General features: G+C 68.0%; 18 protein-coding genes. 13 read left to right on the top strand and 5 right to left on the bottom strand.

Annotated elements, in window-relative coordinates; translation table 11 throughout:
• Positions 1-7: 7 nt before the first annotated feature.
• Genes ACWPOC_RS05185 through ACWPOC_RS05175 form a run of 3 tightly spaced genes read left to right on the top strand, consistent with a single transcriptional unit; the run spans position 8 to position 2725 of the window.
• On the top strand, positions 8-1525 hold the full coding sequence (locus ACWPOC_RS05185; protein WP_455408136.1) for an NCS1 family nucleobase:cation symporter-1: 1518 nt from the start codon (positions 8-10) through the stop codon (positions 1523-1525).
• A gap of 6 nt (positions 1526-1531) precedes the next feature.
• Positions 1532-2266 (top strand): aspartate/glutamate racemase family protein, encoded by a 735-nt coding sequence (locus ACWPOC_RS05180; protein WP_230788125.1) that lies wholly within the window; start codon positions 1532-1534, stop codon positions 2264-2266.
• A gap of 24 nt (positions 2267-2290) precedes the next feature.
• Positions 2291-2725, top strand: coding sequence for a GNAT family N-acetyltransferase (locus ACWPOC_RS05175; RefSeq protein ID WP_159416641.1), 435 nt, complete (start codon positions 2291-2293; stop codon positions 2723-2725).
• Positions 2726-2776: 51 nt separating this feature from the next.
• Here ACWPOC_RS05175 and ACWPOC_RS05170 read toward each other — a convergent pair whose 3' ends face one another.
• A complete protein-coding gene (locus tag ACWPOC_RS05170) occupies positions 2777-3643 on the bottom strand; it encodes an oxidoreductase (protein ID WP_160873765.1) in 867 nt (288 codons plus the stop codon).
• Entirely contained in the window at positions 3633-4628 is a 996-nt protein-coding gene (locus tag ACWPOC_RS05165; protein WP_254072913.1) for an alpha/beta hydrolase, read from the bottom strand. Before ACWPOC_RS05165 ends, ACWPOC_RS05170 begins: the two co-directional genes overlap by 11 nt.
• 169 nt (positions 4629-4797) lie before the next feature.
• On the opposite strand from ACWPOC_RS05165, the gene ACWPOC_RS05160 reads away from it, so the two are divergent.
• Both ACWPOC_RS05160 and ACWPOC_RS05155 read left to right on the top strand, forming a co-directional pair.
• A complete protein-coding gene (locus ACWPOC_RS05160; RefSeq protein ID WP_455408135.1) occupies positions 4798-5718 on the top strand; it encodes a pseudouridine synthase in 921 nt (306 codons plus the stop codon).
• A gap of 28 nt (positions 5719-5746) precedes the next feature.
• On the top strand, positions 5747-6253 hold the full coding sequence (locus ACWPOC_RS05155) for an SRPBCC domain-containing protein (RefSeq protein WP_016693033.1): 507 nt from the start codon (positions 5747-5749) through the stop codon (positions 6251-6253).
• A 46-nt stretch (positions 6254-6299) separates the two neighbouring features.
• Here ACWPOC_RS05155 and ACWPOC_RS05150 read toward each other — a convergent pair whose 3' ends face one another.
• Positions 6300-6845: a flavodoxin domain-containing protein gene (locus ACWPOC_RS05150; protein ID WP_016693032.1), complete on the bottom strand. Its 546-nt coding sequence runs from the start codon at positions 6843-6845 to the stop codon at positions 6300-6302.
• A gap of 164 nt (positions 6846-7009) precedes the next feature.
• On the opposite strand from ACWPOC_RS05150, the gene ACWPOC_RS05145 reads away from it, so the two are divergent.
• Together ACWPOC_RS05145 and ACWPOC_RS05140 are read left to right on the top strand one after the other, a co-directional pair.
• A complete protein-coding gene (locus ACWPOC_RS05145) occupies positions 7010-8542 on the top strand; it encodes a CYTH and CHAD domain-containing protein (protein WP_455408134.1) in 1533 nt (510 codons plus the stop codon).
• Positions 8543-8690: 148 nt separating this feature from the next.
• Positions 8691-9584, top strand: coding sequence for a universal stress protein (locus ACWPOC_RS05140; RefSeq protein ID WP_088897845.1), 894 nt, complete (start codon positions 8691-8693; stop codon positions 9582-9584).
• A gap of 70 nt (positions 9585-9654) precedes the next feature.
• Here the strand turns inward: ACWPOC_RS05140 and ACWPOC_RS05135 are convergent, their stop codons facing one another.
• The gene (locus ACWPOC_RS05135) at positions 9655-11166 is read right to left on the bottom strand and encodes a bifunctional aminoglycoside phosphotransferase/ATP-binding protein (RefSeq protein WP_455408133.1); all 1512 of its coding nucleotides are present in this window, start codon (positions 11164-11166) and stop codon (positions 9655-9657) included.
• Positions 11167-11330: 164 nt separating this feature from the next.
• Here ACWPOC_RS05135 and ACWPOC_RS05130 point away from each other — a divergent pair, with 164 nt between their 5' ends.
• The 6 genes from ACWPOC_RS05130 (at position 11331) to ACWPOC_RS05105 (ending at position 19072) form a co-directional block, all read left to right on the top strand.
• On the top strand, positions 11331-13733 hold the full coding sequence (locus ACWPOC_RS05130) for a glycerol-3-phosphate 1-O-acyltransferase (protein ID WP_455408132.1): 2403 nt from the start codon (positions 11331-11333) through the stop codon (positions 13731-13733).
• Positions 13730-15160, top strand: coding sequence for an HAD-IB family hydrolase (locus tag ACWPOC_RS05125; protein ID WP_455408131.1), 1431 nt, complete (start codon positions 13730-13732; stop codon positions 15158-15160). The genes ACWPOC_RS05130 and ACWPOC_RS05125 overlap by 4 nt, the downstream gene beginning before the upstream one ends.
• Entirely contained in the window at positions 15161-16282 is a 1122-nt protein-coding gene (locus ACWPOC_RS05120; protein ID WP_455408130.1) for a lysylphosphatidylglycerol synthase transmembrane domain-containing protein, read from the top strand.
• Positions 16283-16345: 63 nt separating this feature from the next.
• On the top strand, positions 16346-17971 hold the full coding sequence (locus tag ACWPOC_RS05115) for a sodium-dependent transporter (RefSeq protein ID WP_455408129.1): 1626 nt from the start codon (positions 16346-16348) through the stop codon (positions 17969-17971).
• Complete coding sequence (locus tag ACWPOC_RS05110; RefSeq protein WP_006551747.1) at positions 17968-18075, top strand: methionine/alanine import family NSS transporter small subunit; 108 nt, start codon at positions 17968-17970, stop codon at positions 18073-18075. Before ACWPOC_RS05115 ends, ACWPOC_RS05110 begins: the two co-directional genes overlap by 4 nt.
• A 169-nt stretch (positions 18076-18244) precedes the next feature.
• A complete protein-coding gene (locus ACWPOC_RS05105; RefSeq protein WP_455408128.1) occupies positions 18245-19072 on the top strand; it encodes a hypothetical protein in 828 nt (275 codons plus the stop codon).
• 34 nt (positions 19073-19106) lie between these two features.
• Here the strand turns inward: ACWPOC_RS05105 and ACWPOC_RS05100 are convergent, their stop codons facing one another.
• Positions 19107-19790: a TetR family transcriptional regulator gene (locus ACWPOC_RS05100; protein ID WP_120281497.1), complete on the bottom strand. Its 684-nt coding sequence runs from the start codon at positions 19788-19790 to the stop codon at positions 19107-19109.
• Between the last annotated feature and the right edge of the window lie 105 nt (positions 19791-19895).

Genomic DNA, 19895 nt, shown 5'->3' with positions numbered 1-19895 from the left:
AGCAGGCATGACCGAAGTGCTGACACCGAGCGCCGGTAGCGTCCCCACCGCACCCCCGCCGCCCACGACCGGATACGACCCGCGGTTGACCAACGACGACCTCGCCCCGCTGAAGAACCAGCGGTGGGGCTCGTACAACATCTTCGCGTTCTGGATGTCCGACGTCCACAGCGTGGGTGGGTACGTTACCGCAGGCAGCCTGTTCGCTCTCGGTCTGGCCAGCTGGCAGGTCCTCGTGGCCCTGCTCGTGGGCATCACGATCGTCTACTTCTTCTGCAATCTCGTCGCCAAACCCAGCCAGGTCACGGGCGTGCCCTATCCGGTGATCTGCCGCAGCGTCTTCGGCGTTCTCGGCGCGAACATCCCCGCGATCATCCGCGGCCTGATCGCGGTGGCGTGGTACGGGATCCAGACCTTCCTCGCCTCGGCAGCGCTGGACGTGGTACTGATCAAGCTGTTCCCCTCGCTCGCGCCGTACGCGGTGGTCGAGGACTACGGATTCGCCGGCCTGTCCGCACTCGGATGGGTCAGCTTCCTGACGCTCTGGGTGCTGCAGGCCTGCGTGTTCTGGCGCGGCATGGAGTCGATCCGACGGTTCATCGACTTCTGCGGCCCTGCCGTCTACGTCGTGATGTTCCTGCTGTGCGGTTACCTGATCTCCCAGGCCGGTTGGAGTGCGATCGATCTGACCCTCGGCGAGGTCACGCACACCGGATGGTCGTCGGTGCCGGTCATGCTCGGCGCGATCGCCCTGGTGGTCTCGTACTTCTCCGGCCCGATGCTCAACTTCGGCGACTTCTCCCGGTACGGGAAGTCCTACGCCGCCGTCAAGAAGGGCAACTTCCTCGGTCTGCCGGTGAACTTCCTGGTCTTCTCGCTGCTCGTGGTGATCACCGCGTCGCTCACGCTGCCCGTCTACGGCGAGTTGATCACCGACCCCGTCGAGACCGTCGCCCGCATCGATTCGACCTTCGCGATCGTGCTCGGCGCGCTGACCTTCGCCATCGCCACGATCGGCATCAACATCGTCGCGAACTTCATCTCGCCGGCCTTCGACTTCTCGAACGTCAGCCCGCAGAAGATCAGCTGGCGCGCCGGCGGCATGATCGCCGCGGTGGGCTCGGTGCTCATCACCCCGTGGAATCTGTACAACAACCCCGAGGTCATCCACTACACCCTGGAAACCCTGGGCGCGTTCATCGGTCCGCTGTTCGGCATCCTCATCGCCGACTACTACCTCGTGCGCAAGCAGAAGGTGATCGTCGACGACCTGTTCACGATGTCGGGGAAGGGTGCGTACTTCTACCGCAAGGGCTACAACCCGGCCGCGGTGATCGCGACCGTCGTCGGCGCCGTGATCGCGATGATCCCCGTGCTGTTCAACGATGCTCCCGGCATGGGAACCGCCGCCCAGTACAGCTGGTTCATCGGCTGCGGTCTCGGCTTCGTCGTCTACCACCTGCTCGCGACCCGTACCCGCCTCGCAGTCCGTCTCCCCGACCGGGTCGCACAGGAAGCAGGCTGATCCTCCATGTTCATCAAGGTCGTCAACCCGAACACCACGTGGTCGATGACCGCCACGATCGAGGCGTGTGCCCGGACCGTCGCAGGTCCGGGCACACGCGTCGAGGCGGTCAGCCCCGCGATGGGACCTCCGTCGATCGAGAGCCACTACGACGAGGCACTCGCCGTGCCGGGCATCCTCACCGAGATCGAGAAGGGTGAACGCGACGGCGTCGACGGCTACGTCATCGCGTGCTTCGGCGATCCCGGGCTGGACGCGGCGCGCGAGCTCGCCGCCGGGCCCGTCGTCGGCATCGCCGAGGCCGCCATGCACACCGCCGCGGTCCTGGGGCGCGGATTCTCCGTCGTCACGACGCTGGCCCGCACGACCGGACGCGCGTGGGACCTCGCGCACCGCTACGGCATGCGCGACGCGTGCCGGGGCGTGCACGCGTGCGACCTGCCGGTGCTCGCCCTCGACAGCGATCCCGACGCACGCAAGATCGTCACCGAGGCGTGCCTCGACGCCCTGTACGAGGACGGTTCCGACGCCATCGTGCTCGGCTGCGCCGGGATGGCCGACCTGTGTGCGCACATCTCCGCGGAGATCGGCGTGCCGGTGGTGGACGGTGTCGCGGCCGCGACGCTGACCGTACAGTCGCTGGTCACGATGGGGCTGGCGACCGGCAAGCGAGAAGAGTTCGCGACTCCCCCGCCGAAGCGCTATGCGGGACTCCTCGAGGGGTTCACGACGGGCGGGTGAAGCCCCGCCCCCTACGATCGGGACGTGCCATCCATCCATCATGCCCCGCTGAGGAAGACCGACCCCGAGAGCCTGTACCGGATCGTCGCTCTGCGGACCGACGTGTTCGTTTTCGAGCAGGGCATCACCAGCGAACCGGAACTCGACGGCCGCGATCTCGACCCGACCACCGAACTGTTCTGGACGCGGGAGGGGGACGACGTTCTCGCGACACTGCGCGTGCTCCACGACGACGGGGACATCGCCCACATCGGCCGTGTCGCCACCGCCCGGCACGCACGCGGGCGCGGCCTCGCCGCGGAGCTGATCGAGGTGGCGCTCGGGACCTGTCCGGGGGTGGTCGACATCTCGGCGCAGGCGTACCTGGAGCACTGGTACGCGCGATTCGGGTTCGTGCGCACCGGAGCAAACTACCTCGAGGCCGGGATCGACCACGTGCCGATGCGCCGCACCCCGTGACCACACGGCGCCCGTCGGGCTGCGGTCACGGGGTGCGGGCGACGACGCGTATCAGCCGATCTCGACATGGACTCCGGTGAGTTTCTCCGACAACTCCCACAGCCGCGTCGCGGTCTCGCGGTCGCGGGCGCGACGCCCCACGCCGGCGACACCGGGCGCTCCGTAGAGCAGGAAACGCGGACCGATGTAGCCGCCCGCGATGCCCGGATCGGAAGCGGCGAGCACGACCGATTCGGCTCCCTGGTCCGGGGTGCGCTGCAGGATCGTCTTGCCGAAACCGAACAACCGGTCGAACCACGTCCCCGTGTGACTGCCCACTTCGGTCGCCGCGTAGCCCGGATGGGCCGCGACGGCGCGCAGCGGTGAGCGGACCGCGGCGAGTCGTCGTTCGAGCTCGAGCGCGAACAGCAGGTTCGCGAGCTTCGACTGTGCGTACGCCGCGGCGCGGTTGTACGGGCGGCGTTCCCAGTTGAGGTCGTCGAGATCGATCCGGCCGATCAGATGGGCGGCACTCGACACCGTGACGACGCGACCGGTGATGCGCGGCAACAGCAGTCCGGTCAGGGCGAAGTGTCCGAGATGGTTCGTTCCCATCTGCATCTCGAACCCGTCGGCGGTGCGACGCAGCGGCACCGCCATGACCCCGGCGTTGTTGACCAGGATGTCGATCCGCCGATCGGCGAAGGCGTCCGCGAAGGCACGGATCGCCGAGAGGTCGGCGAGATCGAGCGACATCATCTCGGCCCGGGGGCCGATCTCGTCGGCGATGCGCTTGCCCCGGTCGACGTTGCGACCGGTGAGGACGACGGTGGCACCGGCAGCCCCGAGGGCCCGGGCCGTCGCTTCACCCACCCCGCTGGTGGCCCCCGTCACGACGACGGTGCGGCCGGCCAGCGATGTGGTGGCGTCAGGCGCCAATCGAGGACTTGAGCATCGGGAGCATCGCCCACAGCTCGTCCTGCCAGTAGCCCCACGAGTGGGTACCGACGATCGGGAACGAGAAGTGTGCGGTGTCGATCCCCAAGGTCAGCAGGCGCACCTGGAAGGCACGGTTCTGCGTGCGGGCGAGCGCTTCGAGACCCATGGCGTTGGTCGTGTTGAAGCTGCCCACCAGCGAGCTCGGCCGGTCGTACTGGCCGGGCAGGCCGCTCGCCGCGGAGATCCACATCGGCAGGCCGCGCAGCTGCGGCGCCGCGACGAACGGGTCGTGACGCAGCCACGCCGGGTTCCAGGGCGGTCCCCACATCGCGTCGGCGTTGTATCCGCCGGCGTCGAGCATGGCGAGACGGATGGCTTCGCGCATACCCGGAGCCGAGAGGTTGAGGTAACCCGAGAGCGAGCCGGCGAACTTGAACTGGTCGCGGTGGTAGGCGGCCAGGATCAGCGCCGCGTTACCGCCCATCGACAGGCCGACCACCGCGTTGTTGTTGCGGTCGATGCCATAGGCGTTCGCGAGATGGTCGGGGAGGTTCTGGGTGAGGAAGGACTCCCACTTGTAGGTGTAGGGCTGGCCGTTGAAATTGCTCGGCGCGTACCAGTCGGCGTAGAAGCTCGACTGTCCACCCACCGGCATGATCACGTTGACGCCGTGATCGGCGAGCCACGCCGCGTTGGTCTCGTGTTCCCAGCCGCTCACGTCGTCGGTGGCGCGCAGACCGTCGAGCAGATAGACGGCCTTGTTGCTGCCGTTGTTCGCTCGCCAGATGCGCACCTTGATCGCCCCGACCCCACCCGGTGCGGCGACCATGTCCTCGTGGAAGCGTTCGTACGGGTCGGCCGCAGCCGTGCCGGCACCGAGCCCGCTGAACGCGAGTGCCAGCGGAAGCACCAGTGCCGCCACCAGCAGCCGTACGAGAGCGCGTCCCCCCCGCCGACGGGTTCCGGTCTTCGCCGAAATCGTCACAACAAGCTCCCCTTGCACTCCAGTAACATTCTTCACTTCCGTCCCAGGGTATCGACGGTGCAGAAACCTTAAGCAGGCTTGCACACAATCGTTATCGTGGAAAGTCCGGCAGCGTTATCGTCGGGCCCTCGGCATTCGCATTCCGTTCGCACCGCTAGCCTGACGATCCGTGCCCGAAGCTCCCCTCCCCGTTCGCGACGGCCTGAACCCCACCCGCCTGCGACTGCCGGAAAACCCCAGTTGGGAGACCATAGCGGAGTTCCTGCTCGCGCGCTTCCCGAGCGATGCGACGCGCATCGCGGAGAAGATCGAATGCGGCGAAGTGGTCGTACAGGACGGCACAGCGATCACACATTCGACCCCGTACGTCCCGCGCGAATTCGTGTATCTCTACCGTGATCCGCCCGCCGAACAGCGCGTCCCCTTCGAGATCGACGTCCTCCACCGCGACGAGAACCTGCTCGTAGTGGACAAACCGCACTTCCTGGCGACCACCCCGCGCGGCTCGTGGGTGACGGAGACCGCCGTCGTCCGGTTGCGCAAGGAACTGGATCTGCCCGAGCTGTCCCCCGTCCATCGTCTCGATCGGCTCACGGCGGGCGTTCTGGTGTTCACCGTCCGGCGCGAGGCACGACGCGCGTACCAGATGTTGTTCGACCGGCGTCTCGTCGAGAAGGAGTACGAGGCGATCGCCCCGGCGGCGCCGCATCTCGACTTCCCTCGCGAGGTCCGCAGCCGCATCGTCAAGGAACGCGGAGTGATGCAGGCACGCGAGGTCGACGGTCCCGTCAACGCCGTCACCCGGATCGACGTCACAGGCACGGCCGGCGGCCGTGCGCGTTACCGATTGCGTCCCGAGACCGGCCGGACGCACCAACTCCGGGTACACATGAACTCCCTGGGAATCCCCATCCTCGGCGACAACCTCTATCCGGAGGTGTACGAGGTTGGGCCGCAGGACTATTCGAATCCGCTGCAGCTTCTGGCCAGGTCCCTGTCGTTCCACGATCCGATCACAGGTCGGCCGACCCGCTTCGTAAGCCGACGAAACCTGGCAGCATGGAGTAACAGCACACCAGGACCCCGCTGACCGGCGAGTTCTCGTCTTGGAGGTTTCCATGGAAATCGGCAGCATCTCGCGTACCTATGACGGGCGGGTGGCCCTGCGGTTCGAACGCTCGTTCCCCCACTCGCCGGAGAGAGTGTGGCGGGTCCTGACCGATCCGCACCATCTCCGCGCCTGGTTCCCTGCCGACGTCGAGTTCGAGCTCACACCCGGCGCCACACTCGAATTCCGCTCGACGCAGGAACAGACCCGACGTTTCGGCCTGCCGGAAGGGCACACCACCATGGGCAGTGTCCTCACGGTGCGGCCCGCACGGATCCTGGAATACCTCTGGGACACCGACGTTCTGCACTGGGAACTCACTCCGGACGGCTCCGGCGGGTGCTGGCTCACCCTCACCCACACCACCGACGACGAGGAGGACGCCCTCGCACACGGCGCCGCCTGGCACGCCGGATTCGAGGTGGTCGAGGCCCAGTTGGAGGAACGTCCGGTCGACTGGTCGATCTGGGACCGCGCAGCCGAACTGAGCACGCACTATCAGGGAAGCTCGGGCTGATCGCCCGGCTCGGGATCCGGGCCGACCGCCCGGGTGGAATATCCGCCTAGCGGCGCGCCCCACGTCGCGCAGGAGCCGAACCGACGCCGTCGAGATCGTGTTCCCGGGCGGTCGTGCGCGCCACGATGCGCGCACCCCAGGCACCGATCGCGTCCCAGTCCCGGAAGTCACCGGAAGGGGCACCGACCATCCTGACAACCATCCGTTCGCCGGTGCCGAGCACCGCCGGATCCAACTTCCCCGGGAAGGTGCGATGTTCGACGGCCTCGACGCGTTCGGCGACGGCGCACGCGTCGTAGCACGTGTTCACCGACCTCCCGCCCGAGGCGACGGGACCCGACGAGAACAGGTAGACGTCGCGTTCGCGCAGTTCGGCCGCGTGCCGGTCGGAGAACTCCCGCGCGCTGCGCAGCCAGCGACTGCGGTAGACGGCACTGCCGAGCACCACGACGTCGTACGCGTCGACCTCGTCGACGTGCTCGGGCGCGTTCACGTCGACCTGCGCGCCGTGGTGGCGCATCGACGCGGCCAGCGCTGTCGCGATCTCCGCGGTCGAACCGTGCCGACTGGCCACCGAAACAAGAACCTTCATCACTACCTCCGGACCCGCGTCGAACCATGATCACCCCGGAACCGGGCCTTGACCAGGGCCGAAGTGCCCTTTGCCCGGTATCGGCAGATCACAGTCGGACGAACCCCCTCATATCGGACCGCGTGGCAAGGTGGACTCGACATAGACGGAGAAGGAGTAGATGGATGCCCAGCACATCGCCGGCGACCGTCGCGGAGGAGGCGGAACGCAAGTACTCCGCCCCCGGCGACCGGCCGCTTCCGGACTTGACGGGACTGCCGTCCGTCGATGCGATCGACGTCGACCGGTTCGAACTGTCGGCCCAGTACTACGACACCGCCGAGCTGAGCCTGCTGCGCTCGAAGATCACGCTCCGGAGGCGCGAGGGCGGCGACGACGCGGGATGGCATCTCAAACTGCCGTCCGGTATCGACACCCGCACCGAACTGCACTTCCCTCTCGGTGACGACTCGGCCGAGGACGTTCCCGCCGACCTCGAGTCCTTGTTGCGCGGCATCCGGCGCGGCGCCCCGCTGAGCCTGGCCGCTCTGCTCGTGACCCGACGACATCGGCACCGACTCCGGTCGTCCGACGGCGGCCTCGTCGCGGAGGTGGTGGTCGACGATGTCGACGCCGTGCGCGGAGCCGACGGATCGGAGATCCGCTGGAAGGAGATCGAGGTCGAGTGGAATTCCACCCTCGGCGACAAGGCGGTCGGCCGATTCCTCACGGCGCTCGAGGAACGCTTCGCGGCCGTCGGCATCACCCGTTCGGAGAGCCCGTCGAAGCTCCACCGCGTGCTCGGCGACCTGATCCCCACCCGCCCGTCGATCGCGAAGGGGTTGCTCCCGGTACGCGACTATCTCTCGAGCGAACTGCACACCCTGGAGCTGTCGGACATCGCGGTCCGTCGCGACACGCCCGACGCGGTGCACAGCATGCGCAAGGCCGCGCGGCGTCTGCGCAGCGCACTGCAGACCTATTCCGACGAGATCGTCGTCGATCACGATCTCGTCGACGAACTCCGTTGGCTCGGAAGACGTCTCAGCCCCTCGCGCGATCTCGAGGTTCAATGGGAGCGGCTCGCGGATCGCGTGGCCGACATCCCGGTCGAATCGCATCGGGAAGCGACGAGAGCCCGTATCGACGAGTACTTCTCGGCCAGGTCGGAGTCCGCCCGCCTCGAGGCCGTCGACACCTTGAACTCGGATCGGTATGTCGGGTTGCTCACCCGCCTCGACGCGGCGATCGACGACCTCGCTCCCGCCACCGAAGCGGCGGGGGCGCGACCGAAGGTGGCACAGAAGGAACTGCTGCACGCGGTCGCAGCGCTGTCGAAGAAGGTCTCACGCCGCGTCGACAGGGTCGGCGACGCCGAGAACCCCGCGGAGCGCGACGCGCTGATGCACCGGGCCCGCAAGGGCGCCAAGCGGATGCGGTACGCCATAGAGGTGATCGCGCCGCTGCACCCGAAACGTTCGGGGCGGATCCTCGACCGGTTCGACGACTTCCAGGATCTGCTCGGTGAATTCCAGGACTCCGTCGTGGCGCGGGAGCATCTCCTGGACATGCTCTCCGAGCAGGGGCACACCGCCGAGACCAGTTTCGGGCTCGGGATCCTGTTCCGCATCGAAACCGAGCTCGGCGACGCGCAGGCCGCGCATCTGGACGGCGGCTGGAAGAAGGCCTTCCGCTCCGCCCGTCGATTGTGGACCTGATCGAGGTCCGAAGGCCCTGGCCCGGGCACCCCGGATCGGAGATCATGAAGATCGTCGACACCGGGCCACAGCCGCGTCGTGGCGGTAACGTGGCCTCGAGCCGACCGGCGCACGGGAAGCCGCGCGCCGCAACGAGAAGGAGATATCGATGAGCACACCGAGCACCCGCAAGGCAGTCGTCGCAGGCGTCGACGGCTCCGAAACGGCTGTAGCGGCAGCGCGGTGGGCCGGAGCCGTCGCGTCGCGTATCGGAGCACCCCTCCACCTCGTGCACTCGATGCCCCCGGAAGGCATCTTCTACAGCGAGGCCGCGGTGCTGGTGCAGTCGCAGATGATCCAGCAGCTCGAGGAGGACGGCAAGAAGCTCCTCGCCGACGCCGCCGAACGAGTCCGCGCAGATCACCCCGATCTCGAGATCAGCAGGTTCATCGGTCCCGGACCCGCAGCCAAGTCGCTGCTCGAAGCCGCCGAGGACGCACGCCTGGTCGTCATGGGCGCCACCGGCGCGGGTGCGCTGGAGAACTTCCTGCTCGGCTCCACCGTTCTGCGCGTCGCGAACCATTCACCCTGCCCGGTGGTCGTGTGGCGCGGCAACACCGATTCTCCGCTGCCCGATTCCCGGCCGATCGTCGTCGGTGTGGACGGCAGCGAATTGTCCGCTGCCGCAGTCACTCACGCGTTCGATCTCGCGTCGGCCCTCGGGGTTCCGCTCCGGGCAGTGCACTCCTGGCTCGGTGACGCCGCACTCGGTGTCGGCGCCACGGCCGCACTGGTCGACTGGGATGCCGTGGAGACCTCGGAGACCGCGGTTCTCGCCGAGACGCTGGCCGGATGGAGCGATCGCCATCCCGAGGTCACCGTCGAGCGTGTGATCGACCGGGGCCCGGCCTCGAAGGTCCTGCTCGCGCACCTCGACGACGCCCAGCTCGTCGCGGTCGGAAGCCACGGGCGTGGCCAGTTCCGCGCCGCCCTGCTCGGATCCACGAGCCAGAACCTGCTGCACAAGGCTCCGTGCCCGGTGCTCATCGCCCGCAAGGTCTAGAACCGACCGTTCCGGGCCGACGGGGATCGCTTCGTCGAAGCGATCCCCGTTCGCTGTTCCCGGGGCGCGATCACCAGGGCGCCGGACCGAGCATGCTCTCCAGCCGCGCCGCGTCGACGGTCTCGACACCCGTATCGATCGCCACCGCCTCCGGCCACGGATCCCGCCGACGGAGTTGCTGTTCGAGCACAGCAGGGGTCGCATCGGAGGCATCGTCGCCGCGATCGGCGCGGGATGCCATCCGCTGCAACAGGATTCCCTTGTCCGCACGGCACTCGATCTCGATCACGTCCACTGCGGCGCCGACCGCGGCCTTACGGGCCGCGTCGCGCTGCCCGGACGACAACCAGGTCGCGTCCAGCACGACGGATCGCCCGCGGGCAAGAGCGGCCTCGGCGCGGCGCAGCAGTTCCCCGTAGGTCGCCTCCGAATGCGCCGGTGCGTACAGACCGGCATCCGTACCGTCGCCGGTGCGGTCGGTGGGTTGCAGACCCGCCAACTCCTTGCGGACGACGTCGCTGCGCAGTACATCCGCTCCGAGATACGCACCGACCGTGCGCGACAGTGTCGTCTTGCCGGTCGCGGAGACACCACCGACGAGCACCATGCGCACACGTCCCCGGTCGAGATGTCCCTCGAGCAGCTCGACGAAACCGGTTGCCGTCTCCCGCGCCGCTGCATCACCCTGCTCGTAGCGCAGGGCGGTCACCTTCGCGCGCACCAACGCTCGATAGGCGATGTAGTGGTGCACGAGCGAGGGGGGCGGGTGATCGCCCGAGACCTCGCCGTACTGTTCGAGCAACCGCCGTGCCGCGGACTCGGCACCGAGACGTTCGAGATCCATTGCGAGGAAGGCGAGATCGAGTACTGCGTCGCCGTAGCGCAACTCGTCGTCGAACTCGAGGCAGTCGATGATGCGCGGACCGTCGTCGAGACAGAAGATGTCGTCGGCGAGCAGGTCGCCGTGTCCGTCCACGGCCCGGCCCGCCGCGATGCGTTCGTCGAACAGCACCGTCCGACCGGCGAGGTAACGGTGCACGGACTCCCGGATCCGCGTCAACGCCCCGGCACGATCCGCCCCCACCTCCAGCCGGCCGAGATGGTCGAGACTGAGATCCCACAACTCGGCGACGAAGTCCGCGGAGGCACACCGGTCGATCTCGGGACCGTGCGGCGAGGAGGCGTGCAGTGCGGCGACCTGCCGTGCAACCTCGTCGATCACCGCCGACACGTCCTCACCTCGACGGACCGCCGCGGCCAGGCGCCGGTCGTCGGGCAGCCTCACCATCTCGACGAGGTGCTCGCACAGCTGTCCGTCCGGGCCGTGGACGTCCGCGACACCCAGGTAGACGTCCGGTGCGAGACGCCGGTTGAGCTCCACCTCCCGGTGGCAGATCCGTTCGCGGGCCTCACGCGTGCGGTTGTCGAGGAAACCCAGGTCGAGCGGCTTCTTCAGCTTGTGCACGCGGTTGCCGACGAAGAAGACCACCGACGAATGCGTCTCCCTCACCCCCGCGTAGCCGACACCCTCCGGTCCGGCACCTGTGGTCACTGCGCCCTCCCTGCCGTCGGCGGATCCCACCGAGTCGTCTCGTCCACCACATTGTCGTTCAGACACTCCCCCGGTGCATCCGCACAGCGCCCACCGGTGCATCCGCACAGTGTGCGCGTTCTCGTCCGGATCGCCCGAACGAACCGTCCGCGACAGGTAGCTTTCACACCGGGGCGACTTCTGGACGGGGTGAGATGAGGAACGATCAACCGAGCCGGGTACGAGGAGACGACACCGTGCGGGCGGACGACGGACCCACGGTGGCGGTTGTCGCGTACACGACAGCTCTCGAGCGGACGATGATCGAGGAGTGGCTGCGCTCGGACGAGCTTCCCGCCGAGTACCGCACGCCGACCCACCCCGAGTCGCTCGACCTCGACTCACGGGTGCTCACCGAGGAGCTCGTGACCCGCACCGACGATCCGCTGATCCTGCCCGTGCGGGTCGTGTGGCTCCCGGCAGAGCGCGACGGTGCGCGGCGTGTCCGGTTCTCCGACGTCCTCGCCCTCACGAACCCACGCAATCCGAATCTGCTGCTGCAGAAATGGCTCGTGCGCAAGGGCGCCGACCGCTACCGGATCGTCGTCGCGCAACCGGCCCGCCTGTCCGAACTGCGGGATGCGCTCAGGGTGGAGGGCAGTGACGGCGACGACGGGGCACTCGCACGGTACGTGACCCGTCGCGCCGTCGTCGCGCTCGAACGCGCCGAGCGAGCGGTGATCGGCGACCGCTACAAGGTCCCGCGGCTCGTCGCCGCCCAGATCATGGACTCGCCGATCTTCCGGCGCCGTCTCGACGAGATCGCCGCCGAGCACGGCCTCTCGCGCGCCGAGGTCGAGGCGCGGGCACGCAGTTCGCTCGACGAACTCGTGGCCGTGCAGTCACGACTGGTCACCGACCTGTTCACGCAGGCGATGCGGCCGCTGCACTCGTCGGCATGGACCGTGCACGCCGACGAGGCCGGTCTGCGCGCACTGCGCGAGTCCAACCGCCGGTACTCCCTGGTCTTCCTCCCCTCGCACCGGTCCTACGCCGATGCCTTCGTGCTGGGCGACATCCTGGCGGCGAACGACTTTCCCGGCAACCACATCATGGGCGGAGCCAACCTCACCTTCTGGCCGATCGGTCCCGTCGCCCGCCGCACCGGCACGGTGTTCATCCGGCGCAGCTTCGCCGACGACGACGTCTACAAGGCCGCGCTCGAGGAGTACTTCGCGTTTCTGCTGAGCAAGCGGTTCAACCTCGAGTGGTATTTCGAGGGTGGCCGGACCCGGACCGGCAAGCTCCGGGTCCCGCGCTACGGGCTGCTCAGCTACGTGGCCAACGCGATCCGCGGCGGACGGGTCGAGGACGCGATGCTGGTGCCGGTCTCGATCACCTACGAAGGGCTCGCCGAGGTCGCGGCGGTCGCCGCCGAACAGACCGGCGCGACGAAGAAACCCGAAGGCCTGGGATGGCTCGTGCGCTACGCCCGCAATCAGCGCAAGCGGGCCGGGAACGTGTACGTGCGGTTCGGCGATCCCGTGTCGATGCGCGAACTGCTGGTCACCGGCGGGGATCCGGACCTGACCGCACCGGCGCTGGCAGCCGACCCGTCCGCGGCGCCGACGGATTCCGAGGAGATACGGGCGCTGCGCCGCAAGGCGCTGCAGAAGGTCGCCTTCGAAGTCGCGGTCGGCATCAACTGCAACACTCCGGTGACGGTGAACTGCCTGGTCACCCTGGCCCTGCTCGGTGTGCGCGACCGTTCGCTGACGCTCGAGGAGGTGCGGGCCGTGATCGCACCTGTCCGCCGCTATCTCGATCGCCGCGGTGTCCCGCAGGGCGGCCTCCACATCCTCGACGTCGAGGGTGGTCTCGAGGACGTGCTCTCGTCGCTCTCCCACGCGGGCGTGGTGACCACCTACGCCGGCGGGGAGGAACCGGTCTACTCGATCCAGCCGGGTCAGCATCTCGTCGCGGCGTTCTACCGCAACAGCGGTGTGCACTGGTTCGTCAACCGGTCGATCATGGAGCTGGCCATCCTCTACGCGCACGCCAATCCCGGCGACGATCCTGCGCGGGTGGCGTGGGAGGAGGCGAAGAACCTGCGCGACCTGCTGAAGTTCGAGTTCTTCTTCCCCGACCGCGACACCTTCGAGGCCCAGATGCGCGACGAGCTGGCCTGGCTCGTCCCGTCCTGGGGCGACACGCTGCCGACGAAGGACGAAGCTCTGACCGGTCTCGTCGAGACCGGCTTCTTCATGTCGCACCGCACGCTGCGGTCGTTCTTCGACGCGCAGCTCGTCGTCGCCGAGCGCCTCGCCGTCCGGGACCCGGAGCTCGAGGTCGACCGCGCCGCCTTCCTGTCGGAGTGTGTCGCGGTGGGCCGGCAGATGCTGCTGCAGCGCCGCCTGTACGGGCCGGAATCGGTGTCGTCGGAGTTGTTCGCATCCGCGCTCGACCTGGCGCGCAATCGAGGACTGCTCGACCACGACGAGGACCCCGAGATCGTCCGCGAGCGCAGGAAAGCCTTCGCAACAGAGCTGTCGGAGTTGGCCCAGCGGGTCGCGCTGGCCGAGTCGCTCGACGTGTCGAACAGAAAGGTGGAACGGTGAACCTCGAGCAGGCCCTCGAACGGGTGCGCACGGGTCCACAGGGACCCGAAGTGGCGGCCTTCTTCGATTTCGACGGCACCATCGTGCACGGCTTCTCCGGTGTCCACTTCTTCCGCGACCGGGTGCTGGCCGGGAAGGTCTCCGCATCCGAACTGGCCGCGACGATGATCAACGGGATCCGCGGGACGGAGACCGAGGAGGACTTCGAACGCTTCGTCGCGATCGCCTTCAAGGCGTGGCGCGGTCACACCGAGGACGAGCTCTACGAGATCGGCCGCCGGTTGTTCATGACGACGATCGCGGGACACCTGTATCCGGAGGCGTGGCAACTCATCGGCGCACACCAGAACGCGGGCCACACGGTGGTGATCGCCTCGTCGGCGTCCTGCTACCAGATCCAGGCCGCCGGGGACGCGCTGGGCGTCGAGCACATCCTGTTCACCCCGCTCGAGGTCGAGAACGGTGTGCTCACCGGTCGGGTCGACGGGAAATCGTTGTGGCGCAGCGGCAAAGCGGAGGCGGCACGCAATTTCGTCGAGACACACGGCATCGACGCCGAGGCCAGCTACACCTATTCCAACGGTGGTGAGGACGTGGATTTCCTGGCCGTCGCCGGCAACCCCACCGCCACGAATCCCGATCGCACTCTCACCCGCGTCGCCATCGAACGCGACTGGCCGATCATGCGGTTCCGGCCGCGCGGCACGCCGGGCGCCCGCGAACTCGTCCGCACCGCCGCCGCCTACGGCGGAATGTTCGGCTCGGTGTGGACGGGTCTCGGACTCGGCCTGATCAACCGCAGCCGCAAGACCGCGCTGGACTCGATCATCAGCATCGGCACCGAGGTTTCCCTGGCCCTGGCAGGAGTGGACGTACGCATCGTGGGGGAAGCGAATGCGTGGGCCGCCCGGCCGGCGGTGTTCATCTTCAACCACCAGAGTCAGCTCGACCCGGTGGTGCTGGCCAAGGTCCTGAGGCAGGATTTCACGGGTGTGACGAAGAAGGAGATGGCCAACGACCCGCTGTTCGGGCCGCTCCTGCGGTTCGTCGGCGCCACTTTCGTCGACCGCACGAACACCGAACGGGCGGTAGCGGCGCTCGGACCCGTCGTCGACACCCTCCGCGAGGGGACGTCGATCGTCATCGCCCCCGAGGGCACGCGCTCGCTGACCCCGGCGATCGGCAGGTTCAAGAAGGGCGCCTTCCACATCGCGATGCAGGCCGGTGTGCCGATCGTGCCGGTCGTGATCCGCAACGCCGGCGAGATCCTGTGGAAGCACTCGACCCTGCTGCGGTCGGGCACCGTCGACGTGGCGGTGCTCGAACCGATCGACGTGAGCGGCTGGTCACGGGAGAACCTCGGCGAGCACATCGCCGAGGTCGAGGACCTCTACCGCCGCACGCTGTCGAGCTGGCCCACCGAATAGATGACGAACGAGACCGTGACACCCGAGGAGCCGGACGACGACGGAGCCGACGAGAGCCCGAACGGTGAGAACGGGCCGCTCACCCCGAAGCGACGCCGGTATCTCAAATGGATCGTCGGCGCGCTGCTCGTCGTGGTGCTCACCGTCGAGATCGTGCTCGTGTGGCCGGAGCTGTCCGACAGCGTCCGCGGCCTCGGACACCTGTACTGGTGGTGGGTCCTCGCGGCGGTGTGCGCGTCGATGGCGGAGATGTCGACCTTCGCACGGGTGCAGCGGGCGCTGCTGTCCGCGGCGGGTGTGAAGGTCTCACAACGGCAATCGCTTTCGGTGGCACTCGCGGCGAACTCCATGAGCGTGACCCTCCCGGGCGGACCGGTGGTCGGGACGACCTTCACCTACCGGCAGATGCGTCACTGGGGTGCATCGCCGGTGGTGTCGACCTGGCAGCTGGTCATGGCCGGTCTCCTGCAGGCTGCCGGACTCGCCCTGCTGGGCCTCGTCGGCGCTCTGCTCGTCGGCGCCAGCAACAACCCGTTCTCACTGATCTTCTCGATCGGCGGCCTGTTGCTGCTGGTCGTGCTCATCCAGTACGCGGCGGGCAATCCGGGTTCGTTCGAATCGATCGGACTGATCGCCCTGAGGAGCCTGAACCGGCTGCGGAAGAAGCCCGAGCAGGCGGGTGCGCGGGCGTGGCGGAAGATCGTTGCTCAGTTGAGCGCGGTGCAACTCGATCGTCCGCACGCGGCCCGCGCGTTCGGCTGGTCGCTGAGCAACTGGGTGTGCGACGGTGCGTGCCTGGCGTTCGCCGCGTACGCGGTCGGTGGCGCGCCGAGCCTGGCCGGTATCGCGGTCGCCTACGCTGCCGGGACCGCCACCAGCCGAGCCATCCCCTTGCTTCCTGCCGGTCTGGGTGTCATGGATGCCGTGCTCGTCCCGGCGCTCACCGCCTCCGGCATGACCGGCGCGCAAGCCCTGTCGGCGGTGGTCGTGTACCGGCTGATCAGTTTCGTGCTCGTCGCCGCGGTCGGCTGGATCGTCTTCGCATTCCGCTACCGGAACGTCGGCGAGGAGGAGGACGAGGACGACACTCCCCCGGACCTGCGGATCTGGGACGACGACTGAAGACGCCGACCCGAAAAGATCGCCTGCGCGCCGGTCGGGGCGCTAGCGTTGTCCTCCATCCGAATGAATGGAGGGACGAGGTCCGTGGCACAGCACGAGGTCACACGTAAACGGGAGGTCTGGTCAGGCCGGTCGGTGTTCATCATGGCCGCAATCGGCTCGGCGGTCGGACTCGGCAACATCTGGCGCTTCCCGTACATCGCTTACGAGAACGGTGGTGGCGCATTCCTGATCCCGTATCTGGTCGCGCTGCTGACCGCGGGTATCCCCCTCCTCCTGGTCGACTACGCGATCGGGCACAAGTTCCGCGGATCGCCGCCGCTGGCCTTCCGCAGACTGCGCCGCGGCGCCGAGTTCATCGGCTGGTGGCAGGTGCTGGTGTGCTTCGTCATCGGCGTGTACTACGCGGTGATCGTGGCCTGGGCCGCGCGGTACACCTTCTTCTCGATCACCGAGGCCTGGGGCGACGACCCCGAAGGCTTCTTCATGAGTTCGTTCCTGAACCAGGACACCGATGCGACCTTCGGCCTGAGCTTCGTGCCGGGCGTCGCGTGGACGCTGCTGCTGGTCTGGATCGCGACGCTCGCGGTGCTCGCTCTCGGCGTCCAGCGCGGTATCGGCAACGCCAACCGGTTCTTCGTGCCGTTGCTGGTCCTGCTGTTCGGTGCGCTCGTCGTCCGGTCGCTGACCCTCGACGGCGCGACCGCCGGTCTCGATGCGTTCTTCACCCCGAACTGGTCGGCGCTGACCGACACCGGAGTGTGGATCGCGGCGTACGCGCAGATCTTCTTCTCGCTGTCCGTCGCCTTCGGCATCATGGTGACGTACTCGTCGTACCTCAAGCGCAAGACGAACCTCACCGGTTCGGGTCTCGTGGTCGGGTTCTCGAACTCGAGCTTCGAGGTGCTCGCCGGCATCGGTGTCTTCTCCGCTCTCGGCTTCATGGCCCAGGCGCAAGGCGTCGAGGTCGGTGAGGTGGTCGCCGGCGGTATCGGTCTCGCCTTCATCGCCTTCCCGACGATCGTCTCGGAGATGCCCGGCGGCCCGCTCTTCGGTGTGCTGTTCTTCGGCTCGCTGGTCTTCGCCGGATTCACGTCGATGATCAGCATCATCCAGGTGACCGTTTCGGCCTTCCAGGACAAGACGGGCCTCGGCCGGGTGCCTGCCGTTCTCGCCATCGGTGGTGTGTCGGCGATCGTGTCGCTGCTGCTCTTCCCCACCACCACCGGCCTGAACACCCTCGACGTGGTGGACCGCTTCGCGAACCAGTTCGGCATCGTGGGTGTCGCCTTCGTGGCGCTCGTGGTGGTCGCGTGGATCTATCGTCGTCTGCCCGAACTCCGCGACCACCTCAACTCGGTGTCGTCGTTCAAGGTCGGCACGGGCTGGATGGTGTTCACGGGCATCATCACCCCGCTCGTCCTCGGCTACATGCTGTTCAGCGAGATCCGCGACCGTGTCCGCGACGGCTACGGCGGTCTTCCCGACAGCCTGGTCACGGCCTTCGGGTGGAGCGTGCAGGCCGGCGTGATCATCCTCGCCGTCCTCCTGACGTTCATCCCGTGGCGCAGGGGAATCGACGAGGAATACGAGCTGGACGAAAACCGTCCGCTCGCGTCCGCCCAGGCGCCTGCTTCGTCCGGCGATCCCTCGCCCGGACCCGACTCGTCCACCGGAGGTACCCGATGAGCACAGCGGCCGTCGCCATGATGATTCTCGCCCTCGTCACGCTGTGGGGCGGTCTCCTGCTGAGCATCCTGCATCTGCGAAAGCATCCGGACGATCCGGACTGATCATCTGCACAACCGACCCACATGGGTGTCGGTTCGGTAACACCACGGGGCGGCGCTCTGGCCGAAGCGCCGCCCTTGTGGTCTCCTGGAACGGTCGTACTCTAAACCTCTACTTTAGAGTTAGGTAGAGCCCGTCCGGGTGTCACGACCCACAGGAGGAGAACCCCACATGAGCCGCAGACACCGCAATCGGATGCGTCGCATCTCGGCCGCCGCAGCCCTGACCGTCGCCGCAGGCCTGGCGCTTCCCAGCGTCGCCGGCGCCGAGCCCGCACCCGCGGAGCCGGCAGCACCGGCGGAAGCGCCCGCCACGAGTCCGCTCGTGAGCTCGCTCGAGGCCCTCCGCGCGCTGCCCGGCGTCGATCGAACCGCCCTCGCTGCTGCCGAAGCGATCGCGAACGCACGCGGAAGCGCTGTCGACGCGGCCGAAGCGACACCGCTCGGCGCCTACGAGGACGGCATGGAGTTCCTGCGCCGTCTCGGCGTCGAACCGTTCCTCTACCCCACCGTCGCGCCGTTCTGCACGGCCGACGGCGACCTGCCGCTGGGCACCGTGCCTGCGGTTGCAGGGGCCCTGCCCGGACCGTGGCCCAACTCCGACCTTCCGTGGGTGTCGGAGAACCTGAACGTCGTCGCCCCCGCCGAGACGCTCTTCGCGTTCGTCCCGGTCGGCCTCGAGGAGGACGCCGACACCTCGGGCATCCAGCTCGCGTGGTTCAACGTCAACACATTCCAGGGCGGCTTCGTACCGATGGGCACGCCGGAGGAGGCTGCCGCAGGCGCCGTCCCGGCCGGAGTCCCCGCGCAGGCCCGCGGCATCGTCGAGCAGGCGATCACAACCTTCATCGCCGACACGCTGCCACTGGGCGGCGTGCGGGTCGCGCCGGTCGAGACCGGCTCGGGAACCGTGCTGGCAGCCGTTTTCGGCAACGTCCGGAACGGTGACGCACAGTGCTTCTTCCTGCCCACGATCGGCATCGTGGACGTGCCGGCCTGATCGAACCCCGAACTCGAACTGCGGCGGGTGGGCGTCAGCTCGCCCGCTGCAGTCGGTTCAGCCGGTCGAACACGAGTGTGACGGCGGTGTCCATGTGTGCGAGCACATCGTCGACCGACTGCCGGCCGGCCACCCACGCGACCAGCGCCGACATCCACACGTCGGCGATGATCCGCACGGCGTTGAGTACTTCTTCGGTGACGATGTCGATGCCCGCCGCCTGCGCGAACAGGCGCGTGAGCACCTCACCGAGACGGTCGAGTTCGGGCGCCGAGGACGCGTCGGCGAACATCGCCGCCCGGATGAGCGCGTCGTAGCGCAGCGGGTTCTCGGACAGCCGCGGCATCACCCCGCGCAGCACGCCCATGAGGCGCTCGGCGGCACTGCCGCCCGGGATCTCCGCGGTGGTCACGGCTTCGGCGGCGGTCTCGAATTCGAGTACGAGCGCCACGACGAGCAGGTGGTTCTTCGACGGGAAGTAGCGGTAGACCGTACCGAGAGCGACACCGGATCGGTCTGCGACAGCCCGCATCTGCACGGCGTCGTAACCGCCCTCCGAGGCGAGCTCCTCGGCGGAGGCGATGATCCGCATGTACCGTGCCCGCTGCGCCGGCCGCAGGCCCGCACCGGGCGACCGGGTGGACCCGAGGGCCGGTCGCGAGGTCTGCGTCGACGCCGACTCCTCGCCCGCGGTCTCCGTCGTCGACTGCTCCGTCATCACGCCACCTTCCGTTCATGCCCGTTTCGAGGATAGTTCAGCGTGGTGCGCCTGCCTTTTCGTACCGCCGACCGGCCACAATCAGACAGGTGTCCGGAAATCTCT

The sequence above is a fragment of the Rhodococcus sp. 5G237 genome, assembly GCF_053764735.1.
The sequence above is the reverse complement of the archived record's forward strand: the minus strand, read 5'-3'. Positions and strand labels throughout refer to the sequence as shown.